The sequence below is a fragment of the Psychroserpens luteolus genome (genome assembly GCF_021032705.1).
GTDB lineage: Bacteria > Bacteroidota > Bacteroidia > Flavobacteriales > Flavobacteriaceae > Psychroserpens > Psychroserpens luteolus.
Genome location: NZ_JAHVXI010000004.1, coordinates 344,519 through 367,178, shown reverse-complemented (window position 1 = coordinate 367,178; position 22,660 = coordinate 344,519). Strand labels below are relative to the sequence as shown.

Below are 22,660 nucleotides of genomic sequence, written 5' to 3'. Positions count from 1 at the left end.
CAGTTATCAGTGTATGTCCAATCGATATAAAGTGTTCCACCACACTCATCGTATGATCCACTTAATTCACCTTGAACTTCTCCTGATATCTCACATAATCCAGTTCCTCCATTAGTGTATCCTAATGCTCCGGCTACTACTGATGCTGCTTCCTCACATGAAACTTCCATGTCTTCTACTTCATCAAACTCAGCCATTGGTGCTGGTAATACTGTGATCGTCTTCTTAGCTGTGATTGTTCTATCACATTTATCAGTATATGTCCAGTCAACTGAAAGCGTTCCACCACACTCATCGTATGATCCACTTAATTCACCTTGAACTTCTCCTGATATCTCACATAATCCAGTTCCTCCATTAGTGTATCCTAATAAACCTGGCTCGAATGAATTTGCTTCTTCACATGAAATTTCCATGTCTTCCACTTCATCAAATTCAGCCATTGGTGCTGGTAATACTGTAATTGTTTTTCTGTAATCAATTGTTCTATCACAATCATCAGTGTATGTCCAGTCAACATAAAGTGTTCCACCACACTCATCGTATGATCCACTTAATTCACCTTGAACTTCTCCTGATATCTCACATAATCCAGTTCCTCCATTAGTGTATCCTAATGTTCCAGCTACTACTGATGCTGCTTCTTCACATGAAACTTCCATGTCTTCCACTTCATCAAACTCTGCAGTTGGTGCTGGTAATACTGTAATAGTCTTACTTGCTGTGATTGTTCTCTGACAGTTATCAGTATATGTCCAGTTTACTGTAAGTGTTCCACCACACTCATCGTATGATCCACTTAATTCACCTTCTACTTCTCCTGATATCTCACATGCTCCAGTTCCGCCATTAGTGTATCCTAATGATCCTGCCTGGTATGAATTTGCTTCCTCACATGAAATCTCCATGTCTTCTACTTCATCAAACTCTGCAGCTGGTGCTGGTAATACTGTGATTGTCTTCTTAGCTGTGATTGTTCTATCACAATCATCAGTGTATGTCCAGTCAACATAAAGTGTTCCACCACACTCATCGTATGATCCACTTAATTCACCTTCTACTTCTCCTGATATCTCACATGCTCCAGTTCCACCATTAGTATATCCTAATGATCCTGGCTCGAATGAATTTGCTTCCTCACATGAAATCTCCATGTCTTCCACTTCATCAAACTCTGCCATTGGTGCTGGTTCAACTGTGATAGTTTTTCTAGCATCAATTGTTCTTCCACATGCATCAGTGTATGTCCAGTCAACATAAAGTGTTCCACCACACTCATCGTATGATCCACTTAATTCACCTTCTACTTCTCCTGATATCTCACATGCTCCAGTTCCACCATTAGTATATCCTAATGGATTCACTTCATATTGGCTAGCTAACTCACAAGCTATAGAAATATCTTGTACATCATTAAACTCAGCCATTGGTGCTGGTAATACCGTAATAGTCTTACTAGCTGTGATTGTTCTATCACATTTATCTGTGTATGTCCAGTTTACTGTAAGTGTTCCACCACACTCATCGTATGATCCACTTAATTCGCCTTCTACTTCTCCTGATATCTCACATAATCCAGTTCCACCATTAGTGTATCCTAATGTTCCGGCTACTACTGATGCTGCTTCTTCACATGAAACTTCCATGTCTTCCACTTCATCAAACTCAGCCATTGGTGCTGGTAATACTGTAATTGTTTTTCTGTAATCAATTGTTCTATCACAATTATCAGTGTATGTCCAGTCAACATAAAGTGTTCCACCACACTCATCGTATGATCCACTTAATTCACCTTGAACTTCTCCTGATATCTCACATGCTCCAGTTCCGCCATTAGTGTATCCTAATGATCCGGCTACTACTGATGCTGCTTCTTCACATGAAACTTCCATGTCTTCCACTTCATCAAACTCTGCAGCTGGTGCTGGTAATACTGTAATAGTCTTACTTGCTGTGATTGTTCTCTGACAGTTATCAGTGTATGTCCAGTTTACAATAATTACTCCACCACACTCATCGTAATCTGGTGTAGCTTCGCCTTGAACTTCTCCTGATATCTCACACAATCCAGTTCCACCATTAGTGTATCCTAATGATCCTGCTTGGTATGAATTTGCTTCTTCACATGAAATCTCCATGTCTTCTACTTCATCAAACTCTGCAGCTGGTGCTGGTAATACTGTGATCGTCTTCTTAGCTGTGATTGTTCTATCACAATCATCAGTGTATGTCCAGTCAACTTCTAATGTTCCTCCACATTCTGTGTAAGATCCACTTAATTCACCTTGAACTTCTCCTGATATCTCACATGCTCCAGTTCCGCCATTAGAGTATCCTAATGATCCTGGTTCGAATGAATTTGCTTCCTCACATGAAATCTCCATGTCTTCCACTTCATCAAACTCTGCCATTGGCGCTGGTAATACTGTAATAGTCTTACTTGCTTCGATTGTTCTATCACATTCATCAGTATATGTCCAGTTTACGGTAAGTGTTCCACCACACTCATCGTATGATCCACTTAATTCGCCTTGAGCTTCTCCTGAAATATTACAAGTACCTGGCGCTTCTCCGTTAGAATATGCTAACAATCCTGCTTGGTATGAATTTGCTTCTTCACATGAAATCTCCATGTCTTCTACTTCATCAAACTCTGCCATTGGCGCTGGTAATACTGTTATTATTTTCTTGGCTGTGATTGTTCTATCACAGTCATCAGTAAATATATAATCAACATATATGAAACCTCCACAAGTTGTGTAATCTCCAATTACTTCTCCATCTACTTCTCCTGATATCTCACATGCTCCAGTTGCTCCATTAGAATATCCTAATGGACTAGCCTGAAATGCTAAAGCTTCAGCACATGAAACTTCCATGTCTTCTACTTCATCAAACTCTGCCATTGGTGCTGGTTCAACTGTTATTATTTGATCTTGAGATGTTGTGTAACCACAATCATCAGTTACAGAAAAGGTTCTAACAACAACACCTCCAGCACAAGAAGGTCCTAATTGATCTGTATTATCAGATACAAGAATTTCCAACTCTTGACTACAATTGTCTACAGCTACTACGGATTTGGTAGATGCGTCAGGAATTTCATCAACACAACTAACAGTTATATCTGCAGGCACAGCATCCAACATTGGAGCTGAAGTATCACCTCCAGAATATCTAATTACTATAGGCTCAGAAAAATTTTCACAATTATCTTGAATTGTATAAGTATATTCTGCCATCCATTTACAATCAGTTCCTTTTGAATAAGACGTTTTTGTAACAAAAACCCCACCACAATTATCTGAATATAAAGCAGCAATATCTTCTTCTGTTGGTCCTTGTGCTTTTTCAGAGAAGCATAAATTTAGACCATTCTCTCCAGAAGGTATAACAGCTCCTTTATTTAAGGTTGGCCCTTCATTATCTCCTCCCGAATACACTATATTTACTTCTTCAGCCATGTTACCACAAGCATCACTAATTGTATAGTTGTAGGTAACTGTCCATAGACAATCACTACCTTCTGGGCTACCAGACTTAACTACAATTACATCGCTACAGTTATCTGAATATAATGCAGCAATATCACCTATTGTAGGTCCATTAGGCACTTCACTAAAACATAGATTCAGACCACTTTCACCTTCAGGTAGTTCAGCTCCATCATTTAATTGAGGTGCTGTTAAATCTCCACCTGTATAGGCGATTTTGATTTGCTCTTCAAAGTCTCCACACTTAACATCGTAAGTGTACTCAACTCTCCAGTCACAATCATTTCCTTCCTGTAGGACAGATTTAACAACCTCAGCTGGAATATCTCCACATTGGTTTAAATAAAGATTCGCGACGTCGGCCTCTGTAGGACCTGGAGGCGCATCGTCTAGACACCGGTTGAAGAATGTACTTCGACCAAGGTCCTGTGCAAACACTGAGCCTGTACTAAACGCAAAAAGCATGATAAAGACAAGTAGTGTCTTCATGCTTTTAGTTTGTTTAGTCATAAGATCAATGCTACAACACGATAAGTTAGTAATAGATTGCCAAATTTTGGCGCGTCTACCACTTCGAGTAAAATTGCTCATAAACATAACATTTGGTTTTAAATTAAAATTATCTTAACATTTATATTGACAATACACGTATTGTCAGCAAAAGCGCAAATACATTATTTGCGTGTAAGCTTAAAACAAAATATGACGTACCGCAAATGCAGAACACCAGGTTAGAATGATGTCATTCTAAAATCAATAAATGCTAATAATCAATTGTTGTGCTATTAAACAATTTTTAAGGTAAGAATAGTAAATTAGGTTGCTATTATTTAATTCACTATCAAGTTGAAATTGAACATAATCCACCTCAACTTACTTTCAAAAGTATATTATAAAATACTGACTGCCAAATAAATTTATCCTTTTTTTTGATATTAAACAGTTGAACATTTTTTTTTGCAGTTAATCGAAAAGTAATTCATTTTCAATGTAAAATTCATCGATAAAATGTATGGTTTTTTCTATTAGCTTATAAAATACCAAATCTTCTTTTACGAATTGAACCTCAGCCCTATAGCTCTCTAAAAAAGATTCAATAAAAGCTGAAGACTTTAGCGGACTTCTAAAATGAATGGCTTGGGACGCATTAAGTAGTTCGATGGATAATATACGCTCGATATTGTAAACAATTTTAAAACATTGGGTTGCTGCATTTGCTCCCATACTCACATGATCTTCTTGACCATTACTTGACACAATACTATCTACACTTGCAGGTGATGCCAGTTGCTTATTTGCACTCACAATACTTGCTGCTGTATATTGTGGAATCATGAATCCAGAATTTAATCCAGGATTATCAACTAAAAATGTAGGCAAACCTCTAAGACCTGAGACCAATTGATAAATTCTTCTCTCAGAAATATTACCCAACTCAGCCATAGCTATTTTAAGATAATCTAAAGCTAACGCCAATGGTTGTCCATGAAAATTTCCACCAGAAATAATTTCATCTTCACCAACAAAAATATTTGGATTATCGGTTACTGCATTAATTTCAGTTTTGAAAACTTTATGAACAAAATCAAGAGTGTCTTTTGTTGCACCATGTACTTGTGGAATACATCTAAACGAATAAGGATCCTGAACATGTTCTTTTTTTTGTTGGATAAGATCACTGCCTTCTAAAAACGCTCTCACACGCTTAGCAGTTTTAATTTGCCCATTGTGAGGTCTTACCAAATGAACCAACTCATTAAAAGGTTCTGACCTTCCATCAAATGCTTCCAAAGAAATACTACCAACTAAATCGGCAAAATAAGAAAGCTTATATGACTTTATAAGTAAATGAATACCATAAGCACTCATAAATTGAGTTCCATTTAATAAGGCTAAACCTTCTTTTGATTTTAACTGAATAGGTTGCCAATTAAATTGAGCCATAATGTCTTGAGACGCACAAATTTTTCCTTTGTAAACCACCTCTCCTTTTGCTATAAGTGGCAATGCCAAATGTGCAAGCGGTGCTAAATCTCCAGAAGCACCTAAAGATCCCTGTGTGTAAACAACAGGTAAAATATCGTTATTATAAAAGTCGATTAGTCGCTGTACCGTTTTTAACTGAACACCACTATGACCATAACTCAAAGATTGTACTTTAAGCAGCAACATCAACTTCACAACTTCACCTGGCACTTCTTCTCCAACACCGCATGCATGAGACATCACTAAGTTTTCTTGAAGTTGGGTTAGTTTATCCTTAGAAATCTTAACATCGCATAAGGATCCAAAACCAGTATTTATTCCATATATGGGTTGATCTTGATTTTTTATTTTCTCGTCCAGATAGTTTCGACAGTTTTCAATTCTATCAATTGCTTCTTTTGACAGTTCAATTTTTTTATTTAAGAAAATGATATCGCTAATAGTAGATAACTCTAATATTTCAGAAGATATAAAATGAGTGGTATTCATATAAATAATTTACAGTGCCAAAATTCAGAATTATAGCTCTACTTTGCAACAAATGTTAATAATTAATAAAATATCACTTAAAATATTATTAATCTGTATTTTTGAGTAACTAAAACAATTATAATTATGAAAAGATTAATTATTGCCTTAATTGCGGTAGCTGTTTTTGCATGTGAGCAAGAACCTAAAATTGACTACGCTGTTCTATCTGGCACAATAGAAAACTCTAAGGCTAAAAAAGCCACATTGAGTAGTACCGATTTCAAATCTGAAATTGAAATAAAAGAAGATGGTACATTCTCTGACACACTACGTATTTCTGAAAATGGATTTTATTCACTCTCAATTGGTAGAGAAAGCACTGCTATGTATCTCAAAAAAGGAGATAACATTGATTTGACTGTTGACGCTAAGGAATTTGATGAGACCGTTACCTATTCTGGTGAAGGTTCTGTAGAAAATAATTATCTAGCCAAGAAATATCTAAATAATGAAGAAAAGACTAAAGATGTTGCTAGTTTTTATGCTTTAGAAGAAGACGCTTATAAAGATGCTATAGGCAAAATGAAATCGAAAAACCTTGAAGCGCTGAATGCTCTAGAAAATGCGGATACCGATTTTGTTGCTACAGAAAAAGAGAATTTGACTTATGATGAATATGGTATGATAGATCGCTATGGGAGATATCATGCCTACTATGCTAAAAAGCCAGGTTTTGAAGTTTCAGAAAACTTTGTTCCTGATGCTATAAAAAATATGACTTTTGATAATGAAAAAGCATACAAATCATCTGATGCCTATAGAAGTATCGCTATTGGAAAATCTCTTAATCCAATTTACGAAGCTATTGGTGACGATCATCTCGCAACTACAACTGAGCATTTAAAAAGCCTTGAGGATATTAAAATTCCTGCTTTAAAAAATGACATTATTAATAATTTAGCAGGCTTCTTAGTATCTCCTGGAAATCCAAATATGGAATCACTCCATAACTTTTTTATAAGTCATGCTACAAGCGAAGACACTAAGGAAAGTTTGACTGAGAAATTTGAAAAAAATAAAGATTTAATGAAAGGAAAACCTTCACCTGAGTTCAACAATTATGAGAACCATAAAGGAGGGGAAATGTCTTTAGCTGACCTTAAGGGAAAATATGTTTACGTTGATGTATGGGCTACATGGTGTGGACCTTGCATAAGAGAAATCCCTTCGTTGAAAGAAGTTGAAAAGAAGTTTCATAACGAAAACATAGAATTTGTAAGTACTTCTATTGATGAAGTTAAAGACCACGACAAATGGGTAGATATGGTAAAAGATAAAGATTTAGGAGGTGTTCAACTCATGGCTGATAATGCTTGGAAATCTAAGTTTGTCCAAGATTATGCTATTGATGGTATCCCAAGGTTTATTTTAATTGATCCAAATGGAAATATTGTGAGTGCTGATGCACCTCGACCTTCAAATCCGAAACTAGTAGAACTATTAGAAGAAGAGCTTAAAATGCAACCTTAAGTTTTACCAAATATAATTAATAAAAAAGTCACTTTAACTAGTGGCTTTTTTTTGTCTCTGATTCTTCCCGCTGCGCGTCTTCAACTTGAGGTTGTTCTGGTTGTTTGAACAAATCGATATAGGCTTCTCCAAGAGCCTCAATTATGTGACTTGCAATTAAGCCTTGATACCCTAAATCCTCAATAGCAATATCTGCTGATCTTCCGTGTAAATAAACACCAAAAACAGTAGCCATAAGTGCATCATAGCCTTGTGATATTAGCCCAGTAATAACACCTGTTAGAACGTCGCCAGTTCCTGCGGTTGCCATACCAGGATTTCCAGTAGTATTGACATAATATTTATCATGAAAAACTGTAATACTATTAGCGCCTTTAATAAGAAGAACAACCTTGTGTTTTTTTGAAAAAGCCTTGGCCTTTTTGAGCTTATCAAAATCATCTTTCCATTTACCAATTAGTCGTTCTAATTCTTTTGGATGAGGCGTTAAAACGCTCTGTTCTGGAAGCAATTTTAAAAGTGTTTTTTTCTTTGAAAATATATTTAATCCATCGGCATCAATAACTAATGGTATTTTATTCGTTTTGAGGAATTTTTCCAGTGCAGAAATCGTTTTTGGATCAGTTCCCATTCCTATTCCTAATCCGATAACCTTGGGTTCAATATCAAAAGTAATATCAGAGATCAGTGTATCATTTTCATCTGTTATAACCATAGCTTCAGGAAACGCTGTTTGCAAAACCTGATAACCACATTTTGGCACATAAGCCGTTACTAATCCTGCACCAATAGATAAAGCAGCACGACTCGCCAGCACGACCGAACCTATCTTTCCGTAACTACCTCCAAGAATCAAACTATGTCCAAAATCGCCTTTATTTGCATACTTTTCTCTGGGTTTATAAATAGGCAATACTTCATGTTTACTAATTAAATCGGCTTCAGTTTCTGTCATAAACAAAAATTCTCTATCAATCCCAATATCTAGGACTTCCCATTGTATAGTAAACTTAGCGGTTTCTGGTAAAAAAAATATCAATTTGGGTGATTGAAAACTCAAGGTATAATTTGCCCAAACAACTCCATTTTCATCTTCGGGAGCTTTATCTGTATAAGCGCCTGAAGGAATATCTACGGCTAATGTAAATGCTTTGCTATTTCTAAAGTGAACAAACAAAGATTTTACCCAATCATTTGCAGGTCTATTGAGACCAATTCCAAAAATAGCATCTACGATAATATCGTCCTTATGAATCTCAGGGAAATCTGCTTCACAATTCAACATATCTGGCCATTTTTTCGTGGTCTGTTTAATGCGATCATAATTGATTAAAAAGTCTTTTGAACGCTTGTCACTACAATTAACTACATAGGTTTTTACGTTATATCCATGAGTGACTAAATGTCTGGCGATTACGAGTCCGTCACCACCATTATTTCCAATTCCACAAAACACATGAATAGGCACTTGTGCACCTTGCATACGAACATGTAACCAATTAAAAATTTGTATTCCAGCGCGTTCCATCAATTCAGTAGATGAAATATTCTGTTTCTTAGAAGTTAGTTGATCGCCTTCGTAAATTTGTTCTTTAGAAAAAATCTTCATGTAAGAGGTTTATAATCAGTTGTTAAATTGTTAGTTTTTATCGCTTAAAAGCTACATAATATCATGTTTTCTGTTTTAAACTGAAAAAAATGTAAAATAACCTTTTAAGTTTTTTTATTCTTGTAAAAATAATACATTTGAAAGGTATAGGCTATTATTTATGCAAAACGAAACAAAAATATTCTTACAGTTTACTACGATAGATATCGAGATAACTTATCGTAAGTCTACCCTTAGGGGTGTTTAGTATATTAAATCTTCAATACATTACAAATCCTTCTCAAGGATTAATAAAGAAAACCCAATTCAATTATAAATAACTACAAATGAATGTTTTAAAATTTGGAGGAACTTCAGTAGGTTCAGCAAAAAACATAAATAATGTCATCACTATTCTTGATAATTACGCAAAAGACGATGCTGTTATTTGTGTCGTTTCTGCAGTTGGAGGTATTACTGACAAGCTCTTAAAAGCTGGTGAATTAGCTCAAGAAAAAGATGAAAACTATAGTTCAGAATTTGATACTATTGCGCAAAAGCACCATTCGATTTTATCTGAATTAATTCCTACGGAAAATAAAAAAATAGTAGCTCACTTGAATGATACATTACAGGAGTTAAAACATCTTTTAGATGGCATTTTTTTGATTAACGAATTATCACCAAAAACATCTGATAAATTAGTAAGTTTTGGAGAGTTATTATCCTCTTTCATTATTGCAGAGACAATGAAAAAGAGAGGCATGGATTGTCTTAGAAAAAACAGTCAAGAACTCATTGTGACTAACTCAAATTTCACCAAAGGTGAAGTCGTTTTCGACAGCACCAACACCAACATAACTAATTATTTTTCTGAAGCCACACAGCGCATTACGATATTGCCTGGATTTATTTCAAAATCAACGTCTGGAGAGCAAACAACTCTAGGCCGTGGAGGATCCGATTTTACTGCTGCCATTGTTGCTTCAGCTTTAAAAGTTAATCAACTTGAAGTTTGGACAGATGTTAGTGGTATGTTCACAGCTAATCCGAAGTTAGTAAAGCAGGCCATTCCGATTAAAAAATTATCGTATCAAGAGGCCATGGAACTATCTCATTTTGGCGCCAAAGTTTTATATGCACCAACAGTACAACCTGCTTTAGATGCACAGATTCCAATTCTAATAAAAAACACCTTAAAACCTAATGATGAAGGCACACTAATTTCTACTTCTAGTAAAGAAAATGGGCTGGCTGTAAAAGGAATTAGCCACATTAGTAATATCTCATTAATCACTTTACAAGGGAGTGGAATGGTTGGCATTCCTGGATTTTCTAAACGTTTATTTGAAACTTTGGCAAATGAAAAAATCAATATCATTCTAATTACCCAAGCCTCATCAGAACATTCCATTTGTTTAGGAATTGACGAAAACAATGCAGATGCAGCAAAATTGGCTGTTGATAGTACCTTTGAATATGAAATATCACTTCATAAAATAGATCCAATAATTATTGAAAATGATCTGTCCATAGTAGCCTTAGTGGGTGATAATATGAAAAACCATCAAGGTATTAGCGGTAAAATGTTTAGAAGTTTGGGGAAAAACAACATTAATATTAGAGCCATTGCTCAAGGTGCTTCCGAACGAAATATTTCAGCAGTAATTGCAAATAAAGATGTCAAAAAAGCACTTAATACGCTACACGAAAGCTTCTTTGAAGTTAAAACGAAACGCCTTAATGTTTTCATTACAGGAGTTGGCAATGTTGGGGAAAAACTTATTGATCAAATTCAGCAGCAGCATTCATTTTTAAAGAAAAAATTAAAAATCGATGTGAAAATTGTTGGAATGGCTAATTCACGTAAAATGGTTTTTAATGAAAATGGAATAGATTTAGATAATTGGGCCGCTCAATTTCATTACGCAGACAAATCAAGTTTGCGAGGCTTTTTTGACAAGGTAATTGCTCTTAATTTAAGAAACAGCATCTTTGTTGATATCACAGCAGACGAAGCCGTAGCGAACCTCTATGATGAGTATTTAAGACAAAGTATCGCTGTTGTAGCATGCAATAAAATTGCCTGCGCTAGTTCTTATAAAAATTATATGAATTTGAAAAGGCTCTCGCTAAAATATAATGCTCCTTTTTTATTTGAGACCAATGTTGGCGCAGGATTACCAATTATCAATACGCTAAATAATCTGGTTGCTTCTGGTGACAAAGTCACTAGTATTGAAGCCGTTTTATCAGGTAGTTTAAATTTTGTATTCAATAATTTTAGCAATAAGAACAACTTTCATGACACGGTAAAAAGAGCACAATTTGAAGGCTATACAGAACCGGATCCAAGAATAGATTTAAGTGGAATTGATGTTGCTAGAAAGTTATTAATTTTAGCTAGGGAAAATGGCATGGTCATGGAAATTGAAGATATTGAAAACAACTCATTTTTAACAAAAGACAATTTAGAAAGTAATTCTGTAGATGATTTTTACGACACTTTAACAGCTAGTGAAGCTCATTTCCAAAATCTCTATGCTTCGGCTAAAAAGAATAATTGCCAACTCAAATACGTAGCAGAATTAAAAAAGGGTAAAGCCAAAGTTGGGCTAAAAGAAATCCCAAAAGGTCATCCATTTTATAATTTAGAAGGTAAAGATAATATCGTCATGTTTCATACCGAACGTTATCCAGAGCAACCTCTTATAGTGAAAGGTGCTGGTGCTGGTGCAGATGTTACTGCCTCTGGTCTTTTTGCCGATATAATTAGAATAGGAAATAACTAATGAAAGAGCTCAAAATATTCTCGCCTGCAACTGTTGCAAATGTCTCTTGCGGATTTGACGTCCTAGGATTTTGTTTAGATACGATTGGTGATGAAATGGTCATTAGAACAACGGATAAAAAAGGGATTCATATTACAAAAATTGAAGGTTATGATTTGCCTTTTGAAGCCGATAAAAATGTGGCTGGTGTTTCTGCTTTAGCCATGCTTAATGATGCACAGCCAGATTACGGATTTGAGATAGAAATCTACAAAAACATAAAACCTGGAAGTGGTATTGGGAGCAGCTCTGCAAGTGCTGTAGGGAGTGTATTTGGTATGAATGAACTCTTAGGAAAACCTTATAATAAAACACAACTCACTAGTTTTGCTATGAAAGGAGAAGCATTAGCTAGTAAGAGTGAGCATGCAGATAACATAGCTCCAGCCATTTTTGGTGGATTTACACTTGTAAAATCTGTTGCACCTCTTGAGGTATTACAATTGCCTACACCTGCAAATTTATTTGCCGTAATTATCCATCCGCAGATTGAAATAAAAACGGCTGAAGCACGTGCCATTTTGCCAAAAGAAATTCCGTTAAAAGATGCTATAACACAGTGGTCAAACGTAGGGAGTTTGGTACACGCATTGCATACCAATGATTATGGACTTTTGAGTAATTCATTAAAAGACGTGGTTGTAGAACCGCATCGCAGTCGACTTATTCCACATTTTGACTTGGTAAGAGAACATGCATTAAAACACAAGGCATTAGGTTGTGGTATTTCTGGATCTGGACCCTCTATTTTCAGTTTATGTCACGGAAATGAAACTGCTCAAAATGTAGCTAAAGCCATTCAGAATATATATTCAAAAACGAAGATTCCTTTCGAAATATACATTTCAGAAATTAACACTGAAGGGATAAAAATTTTATAAATGAATTACTACAGTCTCAATAGAGAAGCACCAAATACGAATTTCACAGATGCTGTTATCAAAGGGCTTGCACCAGATAGAGGATTGTATTTTCCTGAAAAAATAACACCTTTGCCTGCATCATTCTTTGAAACTATTGATCGTAAGTCACGTTCTGAAATTGCATTTGAAGCGATTCAACAATTTGTAAGTCCGGACATTCCAGAATCTGTTTTAAAAACAATTATCGAAGAGACCTTATCTTTCGATTTTCCAATTGTAAAACTTAATGATCATATATCATCTTTAGAATTATTTCATGGCCCAACTATGGCATTTAAGGATGTTGGTGCACGCTTTATGGCTAGATGTTTGGGTTACTTTAATCAAAAAAATGTAAATGATATTACTGTATTGGTGGCTACTTCTGGCGATACTGGAGGCGCTGTTGCCAATGGTTTCTTAGGTGTAAAAGGCGTGAATGTTGTGATTTTATACCCTTCAGGAAAAGTAAGTGATATTCAAGAAAAACAACTCACAACACTTGGACAAAATATAACTGCTCTAGAAGTAGATGGTGTATTTGATGATTGTCAAGATATGGTTAAAAAAGCATTTTTAGACCAATCCATCACCAATACAATGCAATTGACGTCTGCCAATTCAATTAATGTAGCCAGATGGTTACCACAACTGTTTTATTTTATGTTTGCCTATCAGCAGTTGCACAACGAACATGATGACATTGTATTTTCAATTCCTAGCGGGAATTTCGGAAATATTTGTGCGGGAATGATAGCGCAACAATTGGGTCTACCAGTTAAACATTTCATAGCTGCTAATAATGCAAATAATGTTGTAACCGAATACTTAACTACTCGAAAATACCATCCGAAACCATCAGTACAAACGATTAGCAATGCTATGGATGTTGGTAATCCTAGTAATTTTATTCGTATTCAAGAGATTTACAATAACGATTTTAATCAACTTAAGAATAACTTATCGTCATATAGTTACTCCGATAAAGAGACCAAAGATGCTCTGTTAGAAATTTATGAGCAATACAATTATATTGCTGATCCTCATGGTGCTGTTGGTTATTTAGGTTGCAAAGCACATTTGAAATCCCATAATAACGCACATTGTGTGTTTTTAGAAACCGCTCATCCAACAAAATTTCTGGATGTGGTTGAAGACGTTATTCAAACTAAGATCGAATTACCTCATCAAATTAAAGAGGTTATAGACAAAGAAAAAGTAGCTATCAAAATTTCAAACTATGAAGATTTAAAAGCGTTTCTATTGCGTTCTTAAATTAGTATGGCTTCATTATAGAATCTAAAAGTCCTTTGTTAATACATTTACCGGTTTACTTTACTATAAAATTCTAAATTCAAAAACACCAGACTCAGATGAGTTACCTTCAGCATCTTTGGTAACTATATTCCAATAATAGGTATTACCAGATGCTACCGAAACTGTTAATTGATCTACAGACATATCACTTGCATTTAAACTCGGCGGATTATTGGTTCCAAAATACACATCGTAACCTATGATATCATTATCGACATCACTTCCATTCCAGTCTAATGTGACCGAGCTTGTTGCAGAAATAGTTTGAGCCATACTTGGTGAAATTATTTCAGCAGGAAAAGGTGCATAGGTCTGAACACCTGGACCAGCATTGTAAAAATTCCAGCTAGCACTCACTTTAGCTTCCCCTTGATAATTATATTCTACAAACCATCTAAAGGCTTCAGCGCGACTTATGGTTACAGGAAATATAAAGTCTGATGTTTCGTGTTGGGTAACAAGACCAGTATCTAAATTTTCTACAGTGAGTGTGTAACTCTCTGCATTATCATTAGGCTCCCATTCAAAGAAAACAGTACTTTCTGTAGGTGTTGGATTTTCACCTTCATTGCACAAAGAATCTTCTTGTGGGAAAATCAATTGTACTCCAATTGGTGAATCCTGCCCTATTCCATTGCCATTTATAGGTCCATCATCTGTAGTATCGCTGCATCCTAACACCAAAATTACTACACAAATTAAATAGGTTATCTGTTTCATTTTTTTACGATTTTAAATGTAGATGACATCGTTTCTGATTTTACGACAATTAGATATATACCATCTGGTAAGTTAGTGGTGTCTATACTCATATCCATTCCTTCGTTTACAATAGTTTTGTTTAAAACCAGCTGTCCTAATATGGAATACAACTTAACACTCACCTCTTCACCTTCAATACCATTGTAAATATTAATCTTGTTTTCAAAAGGGTTTGGATACACTAGAAAATCTTCTGTCATCAATATGCGCTCTTCATAAACCCCTTGGCATTCTAAATCTGTACTTACTTTTAATGTATTTATACCTTGCTGTAACTCTAGGGTAATTGTTGAGTTATGGGTAGTGAATGTCTCATCATTAAATTTAATATTGTAACTAGAACTCCCAGACATATCAAGAGACACTTCATTTCCTGATGCCATTCTGCTTGCAAAAACTTCCAGTGGATCTGGTTGGGTAATAACAATAGTATAGCAACTCACATAATCTGGCCATTCCTCGATGGTAATACACATCTCATAGGTACCAGCCAAGAGATTAAAAATATCCACATCATTGGTAAAGTTATATTCTTGAAAAAATTCATCATTAGTAAGTGTGACTGTATATGTGTAAAGTTCTTGGGCTACAATAGTAATTTTACCATTATTACTGTTTAAACAGGTTTCACCAGTGATTGATACGGTAAAATTATCATTTGGTAAATCTGGAAAGGCACATCCTGTAAAATCTACTGCAGCTCCAAATTCGGTATTTGGGCAAAGATCATCTTCATTTGGAACGCCATCATTATCGGCATCTTCGCATATGGTTTGATAACTAGCAGAATCATCTTTAATCCAATTATCATAAGTACCATCAGTATTAGAAATTACAGCAACAGGATCATCAACTAAAATACAGCCTAAATCGGGATTGTTTGATGCATTAAATAGTTGCAAATTTTCATTATTTCCATTTTGTAAATTGAGTTGATCTCCAACTAACATATTTGACTGACAAAGCAGTTGGGTTAAATTAATATTTTGGGTAACACTCAGGCTACTTAATTGATTTGCGGCACAGTTTAGTTCTTCTAAATCTATTAAATTATCTACATTTAGATTTGTAAATAGATTATTGGAAATATTCAAATCTAAGAGGCTTAAATTGGTATCAAAGTTGAGCTGCGTCAAGCTATTGTTAGAGACATTCAAGGTTGTTAAGTTTAACAAAGCAGATATGTCTAAATCTGTGAGCATATTCTCTGAAGCATCTAAAACTATTAAAAGAGCATTGTTACTTAAGTCTAATGTTGCTATACTGTTGTCATCTATCTCTAAACTTGTTAAACTTACAAACGCTTCAATGCCTGTTGCATCTAAAATCCCTCTTCCGCTTATATTTAAAAATGTAAGGCCTTCGATATTTTCGGTAAATACATAATCATCTAGTGATCCAGAATCGTAACCTAAATCGATTAAAGCTTGCTCAAAATTATCATCTGGCACATAGGTTTGTCCGAAAAAACATTCTGTAGCAAATTGCGCTGTTGCATCTATAATCCAGTTTGCGCCAGCAGGTACATTGCCAGTATCGGTTTCAATACAAATTAAATTTGGATTATTTATAGCATTTAAGTTAGTTAATATTGCATTTTGCCCATTTTTAATATTAAGTGTTTCTAGTAGGTTAGACTGACAACTGATATTTGTAAGCGATTGGTTGAGCTGAAAATCGAGTTCAATAATTTGGTTGTCATCACAATTAAAAATTTCTAATGACAAAACCTCGCTTGGCAAAAATGATGCAAATGCATTGTTACTAATATTCAAATCTGAAAGATCTGAATTTGCGCTAAGATCTAAACTGCTTATTGAATTACTAGAGCAATCAAGTGTGATTAAAGCCGTATTATTCTCAATAGTTAAATCTGAAAGTACATTGTTAGAACAATCGATATTTAATAAGTTCGTATTAGAACTTAAATCTAATTCATTCAAGTTATTACTAGAGCAATTTAAACTTTCCAAAGCACTAAAATCTTCTATTCCTGTAAAGTCGGCAATAGCATTTCCACTTACATCCAAATTTGTAAGTTCTTCTATATTTTCGGTTAACACATAGTCATTTAAAGAACCTGTGTCGTACCCTAAATTGATTAAGGCCTGTTCAAAATTATCATCAGGCACATAGGTTTCGCCAAAATTGCAATCTTCATTATAGCTAGTGGCATCATCTTTAGTCCAATTTACACCAATAGCATTAGTATTATCAACTTGAATACAAGCTAAATTAGGATTACTTGTAGCATTAAAACTTGCAATATCTGCATTCATGCCATTTTGGATATTAACAAAATCAAATAGATTGTTAGATACATTTATAACTACAGTTTCTGGGCAAAATTCATTTTGATTGGTATTATATATACATGCTGAAATTGCCATTGTAGTTAAATCGATACCACCATCAATCTGATTGCTACTAATGTTTAGTCGTTTTAAGGCTTCCAAATTGTTAGACAAGATGAAACTCGTTAACAAATTAGAACTACAGTCTACTTCAATTAAGTTTGTATTAGGAGTTAAATCTAGAGTCGTTAATTGATTATTTGAACACGACAAAAACTCTAGAAATGTGTTAGAACTTAAATCTAATTGCGTTATATCATTAAAACTACAATTTAATTGTTCTAGATCAGCATTCATTGAAACATTGAGCTGTGACAAATTATTTTGAGATCCTTGCACTTCAACTAAATTGATATTATTCTGAAGGTTTATATCTGAAATTTGATTATCAGTGAATGATAAAAACGTTAATTCAGTATTAGATGAAATATCAAGTTGAGTTAAATCATTCGATGCACAATTTAAAGTAGTTAACGATTGATAATTACCAACCAATACATCTGAAAGATTATTATTAACACAAGTAATACTAACAAGAGTGGTGTTGTTTACTGTTGTGGTTACTAAGTTATTTATACTATTACTGTTGCAATTAAGACCTTCTAGAGCTACATTATTGCTAATGTCTAGATTTGTTAAATCATTATTTGAGCAATTCAATTCTCTTAAAGACGTATTGCCTGATATGTCTAGAACGTCTAAATTATTATCTGCACAATCTAAAATTTCGAGATTCGTATTTATGGATGTATTGAGGTTAGTTAAATTATTTCCTGCACAGAATAGTTCTATCAAACTCACTGTTCCAGTTGTGTCAAATAATCCATTGGTATCGTTTACATCATTTGTAAGCAAATAGTTAGAACTGCAATTGAGACGCTCTAAATAAATCATGTTACTAACGTCTAAATCATCTAAATAATTTCCACTACAGTCTAACTCTATTAACGACTTAAAATCTCTTATTCCAGTTAAATCAGAAATGCTCTCATCACTAACATTTAACGCTTCTAAATGCTCAATATTAGAGGTTAACACTTGCCCATCTATAACATCATCGTAATTAAAATCAATGAGTGCTTGCTCAAAAAACGGATCAGGAATTAAGGTAAAACGACTATTTATACAATCGCCATCATATGATGCAAAATCATCTTTTTGCCAACTTCCAGGAATACTTCCTACAATAGCATTATCGACATTGATGCAAAATAAATTAGGATTTCCAGTAGCATTAAAGGTGGTCAGGGCTCCGTTACTTCCATTTTCAACATTTAAGGTTTTTAATGCATTTAAATTACAAGTCACAGATAGTAAAGCGGTATTCGCTGTGAGGTCTAGATCTTCAATTTGATTTATCGAACAATCCAAAACCTCTAAATCAGTATTCGCGCTCAAGTCTAAACTAGTAAGCTGGTTGTTTGATACATTTAAATTTTGCAATACATCAAAATCTTGAATACCTGTTAAGTCTGCAATTGCTAGTCCTGAAACATTTAAAGCAGTTACCGCAATGATGTCTATAGTTGCAACAAAGTTATTTAGTGTTCCATCAGAGTCTATACCTTGGTCAATGAGGGCTTGTTCAAAATTATCATCAGGTATATAAGTACCGCAGTCAAGATTATATGTTGCTATTGCATCTTTTAGCCAACCTGCTGCGCCATTGGCAAATGCCACGTCATCAACATTTATACAAAATAGATTTGCATTATTAGTTGCATTTAAGGACATTATTGCAGTATTATTTCCATTATCTATGTATAAGGCAAAGAGGTTATTATCGTTACATAAAATACTTGTTAAAGCTGTATTTGATCTTATATCTAAACTTTCAATCAGATTTGCTGAACAGTCTAAATTATTCAACATCAAATTACCACTCACATCTATGCTGGTGAGCGCATTATTAGAGCAATTGAGTATCTCTAGTGCTGTGTTATTACTTAAGTCTAATGCATCAATTACATTGCTAGCACAATTGAGGTTTATTAAAGCTGTATTGGTATTTAATTCTAAAACAGATACATCATTATTCGAAATATCTAGTTGAAACATCATTCCATTATTTGAAAAATTTACGCTTTCAATCGAATTAGAACTACAATCTAAAATTCCCAAAGCAGAAAAATCTTCAATTCCAATTAAATTAGAAATTGATGCATTTGAAATATCTAAGTTTGTAATGTCAATTATATTTTCTGTTAACACCAAATTATCTATAACATCATCGTAGCCTTGATCGATCAATACTTGCTCAAAATTATCATCTGGTATGTAAGTGTAAATATTGATACAAGTAGTTTCACTGTAGTAGGTCCAATCATCTTTAATCCATCCTGAAGGTGTAAAACCGCTATCGATTTGAATACAGAATAAATCTGGATTATCACTGGCATCAAACAAAGAAATGAGGTCGTTAAAACCATTGCTAACTATGAGAGATGTCAATTGATTTCTAGACACATTAATTAAAGCTGAACCTTGGCACAATGTAATTGGATCTGTTTGCGGATTGGGACAGGCTAGTGAATTAATAGTACTTAAATCTAAGTTGGTTAAAGAATTATTAGAAGCATCAAGACTTTTTAGTATCGTATTTGCCGATAAGTTGAGTGTACTAATTTGATTTGAAGAGCAAAATAGATCTTCTAAATCTAAGTTATTACTCACGACCAATTCACCTACTATTCTATTATTTGATACATTTAATAATTTTAAATTAGTGTTTGTTGAAACATCAATAGTTTCTAACCGATTATCATTACATAGTAAAATTTCAATGCTCGCGAAATCCTCAATCCCTGTAAGGTCAGCAATTTCTAAATCAATAACACTAAGTGTGACGACATTAGATATTCTATCTGTAAGTACTAAATTATTATTCGCGATTCCATCTCCCATACTATTAACATCTCCAATAGCTACTATAGAGCCGTCCTCGGCATGTGTTTCGAGATAATTTTCGAAATTATCATCGGGAATAGATGTTGTTTGTGCGCTTAAGATGGATGAAGCGAACAACAGTGTAATCACTAAAAACTGAAAACTATTTTTCATAACACTTTAGTTATTTGAAACACGCGTTTATTTTAATTTTTAGCTTCTTTAATAACCTCCTTGTGATAATGTATGTGTTGATCAAACTTATCTTTTAAAGAATTAGTGAATTTAAGCTTAAAGCTAGGGTCTTCTTTTAATTTCTTCCACACTAAATGCTTCATAGTATCGATACCCTGATCTTGCATCATTTTTTCGGCTAGTTTTAATCCGTTTTCTATGTCGGCATCTGTTATTTCATAATATATGATATCATTTTCAACGGTATAGTTACGTCCATCGGCAGACATCCCACTCGTAGCATCTTCATCTAGATGAGAGTTATTAATATCTGTGACTGAAGTTCCATTTTCAAGAACAACGATTCTCTCTATGGTCTGCTGCAAAAGTTTTTTTAATTCATTGATCTCATTAGCCTGACTTAAAAATTGTTCTTCTAATTTTTCAATAAACGGACTCGTATCGTTAGCGTTCAATCCTACAGCAACATTTACATAGTTAAAACCAGATTTAAAATCGACCGATTCCCATGCAACACCAACGATATTTTTAATATCTCTAGGTTTTATGTCAGCTGGTGATACAGCTATACCAATACCATCATTATTACCACTAGGTAAGATATAATCACCAATATTTACTTTTCCATAAACCTTTACAGGCACTTGTCCCATAAAAGCTACTTTTTCATAGTATTGTTCTAATTGAGGTTGTGGTAATGCTCCAAGAACAATTGGTTTATAAGAAATAACCATCATTCTATGAGATCCGTTAGTAGTCTTAGATATTTTTCCTCCATTGACTCCTACAATATCACCATACGACATCGTTTCATTTATATCTGCTCTAATGAGATACTCTGCATAATCTCCAGCACCAGATGCATATGAAACTCCTTTAAATTTTTGTTTGTTATAGTCAAAAACTTGCAAGTTTCTAACAGCAAAAATTTCGTTTGCTATAGCAGCAATTTCCTTAATTATTTCAAGTGCTAAAGATGCTATTTCTGCGGCTATTTTTGCTGGTCCTGGTGATACTACACAAGCACCAAACCCAACACAAGCTCTTACATCTGCAGATGCCGAAGTTAAAGCAATACCTGCTATTGTGACATCAATTGTTTGCCAAACCAAATCTAAAGACCCATCTACAACATCATAAATTACGTTTAATCTATCTAAATTATAATCTGCATTATTAGTAAATTCAGATTCAACTGTTTCGCCTTCTATTCTTCCCCAAAGCATTGGTGCATTATCATAATTTGGAATCGTAACACCAGAGACTGTATTTGCGTCATTGCCATAAAAATCCACCCATGGCTCAAATGGTGCTCCACCACTCAGCAACTCCCATAAAATATTAGCAGCACCTCCAATACCTGCTAATGGTGCTAACTCAGACACGTCATTTGGTGATGTTTCATCCCAAAACGAAATATAATTGTTTTCATTTCTGGCACCTACTGCATTCACTTTAATCGCAATCCCTTGGTTTCCGCCTTCAATTAGCAATGGATATTTATTGATATCTAAATCGGATCCATTTAAAGTTGACGTTATTTTTACCTGTGAATCTGAAGTTACATTAAGTCCGCCATCCAAATGCGTTGAATCTGTAACTTTTAATGTTTCTGCTGTTAGTTCTCCAAAACTAGCTTCTCCATTCACAGTTAAATCGTTTAAGGTTGTTAATCCTAGAACATCTAAAGTTCCATCTAAGGCAGTATTCCCATTAACACCTAAATCTCCTGTTAATGTCGATGGGTTTCCGTTGTTTACATTAAAGGCTTCATTTAGATTTACTATGCCATCAACATCTAAAGTTCCTGTTAGGTTAGTAGCATTTCCATTATTTACATCTAAAGTACTGCTCAAATTTGTTGGACCTTCAACCTGTAATTCTCCATTTAAATATGTTCTATCATCTACGGTTAGGGTTCCAGTAGCTGTAATATTTCTATGATAAGCGTAAGGTAGAAATGTTAATCTTTCCCTGCTCATGGTTTCAAAATTATTACCAGCATCAAAATCAATCTCTACTTTCAAATCTTTGGGAGTGCCATCCCAACTTATTTCCTTAAAATAATCGTGTTCTGCATCTCCAATCAAAAGATTGATACGTCCAAACTCATCTGTATTTGTAATTTGAACTTCTTGAAATTCTATTTGATTGCCACTATCATATATTGTAAACCTTATGGCTATTGTTGTATTTGGCAAATAATTACCTTCAGAATCTACTCCAGGTAATTCTAAATTATCTGGACTAATAATTACGGCTTGGTATGAAATGCCATCCGTTTGTGCAAATGCCTGGGACATTAAACAAATAAACAGTGTAAGAGTAAGTATTCTTTTCATAA

General features: G+C 34.4%; 10 protein-coding genes. 4 read left to right on the top strand and 6 right to left on the bottom strand.

Annotated features, from left to right (window positions below):
* On the bottom strand, positions 1-3,983 hold a 3,983-nt coding region (locus KWG70_RS12655; RefSeq protein WP_230936406.1), incomplete at its 3' end, for an HYR-like domain-containing protein.
* Positions 3,984-4,457: 474 nt separating this feature from the next.
* Entirely contained in the window at positions 4,458-5,969 is a 1,512-nt protein-coding gene (gene hutH / locus KWG70_RS12650) for a histidine ammonia-lyase (RefSeq protein WP_230936405.1), read from the bottom strand.
* A 126-nt stretch (positions 5,970-6,095) separates the two neighbouring features.
* Here hutH and KWG70_RS12645 point away from each other — a divergent pair, with 126 nt between their 5' ends.
* On the top strand, positions 6,096-7,481 hold the full coding sequence (locus KWG70_RS12645) for a TlpA family protein disulfide reductase (RefSeq protein WP_230936404.1): 1,386 nt from the start codon (positions 6,096-6,098) through the stop codon (positions 7,479-7,481).
* Between the two features lie 37 nt (positions 7,482-7,518).
* Here the strand turns inward: KWG70_RS12645 and KWG70_RS12640 are convergent, their stop codons facing one another.
* A complete protein-coding gene (locus KWG70_RS12640) occupies positions 7,519-9,090 on the bottom strand; it encodes an NAD(P)H-hydrate dehydratase (RefSeq protein ID WP_230936403.1) in 1,572 nt (523 codons plus the stop codon).
* 326 nt (positions 9,091-9,416) lie between these two features.
* On the opposite strand from KWG70_RS12640, the gene thrA reads away from it, so the two are divergent.
* From thrA to thrC, 3 genes are read left to right on the top strand one after another with little or no spacing between them, the layout of a single operon-like run.
* Positions 9,417-11,861: a bifunctional aspartate kinase/homoserine dehydrogenase I gene (gene thrA / locus KWG70_RS12635; protein WP_230936402.1), complete on the top strand. Its 2,445-nt coding sequence runs from the start codon at positions 9,417-9,419 to the stop codon at positions 11,859-11,861.
* Entirely contained in the window at positions 11,861-12,781 is a 921-nt protein-coding gene (locus KWG70_RS12630; protein ID WP_230936401.1) for a homoserine kinase, read from the top strand. The genes thrA and KWG70_RS12630 overlap by 1 nt, the downstream gene beginning before the upstream one ends.
* A complete protein-coding gene (gene thrC, locus KWG70_RS12625; RefSeq protein ID WP_230936400.1) occupies positions 12,782-14,077 on the top strand; it encodes a threonine synthase in 1,296 nt (431 codons plus the stop codon).
* Positions 14,078-14,140: 63 nt separating this feature from the next.
* Here the strand turns inward: thrC and KWG70_RS12620 are convergent, their stop codons facing one another.
* From KWG70_RS12620 to KWG70_RS12610, 3 genes are read right to left on the bottom strand one after another with little or no spacing between them, the layout of a single operon-like run.
* Positions 14,141-14,839 carry a hypothetical protein gene (locus KWG70_RS12620; RefSeq protein ID WP_230936399.1) on the bottom strand — a complete coding sequence of 233 codons (699 nt, stop codon included), beginning with the start codon at positions 14,837-14,839 and terminating at the stop codon, positions 14,141-14,143.
* On the bottom strand, positions 14,836-20,295 hold the full coding sequence (locus tag KWG70_RS12615; protein ID WP_230936398.1) for a T9SS type A sorting domain-containing protein: 5,460 nt from the start codon (positions 20,293-20,295) through the stop codon (positions 14,836-14,838). The genes KWG70_RS12620 and KWG70_RS12615 overlap by 4 nt, the downstream gene beginning before the upstream one ends.
* A gap of 32 nt (positions 20,296-20,327) precedes the next feature.
* Positions 20,328-22,658 carry an AsmA family protein gene (locus KWG70_RS12610; RefSeq protein ID WP_230936397.1) on the bottom strand — a complete coding sequence of 777 codons (2,331 nt, stop codon included), beginning with the start codon at positions 22,656-22,658 and terminating at the stop codon, positions 20,328-20,330.
* Positions 22,659-22,660: the final 2 nt, after the last annotated feature.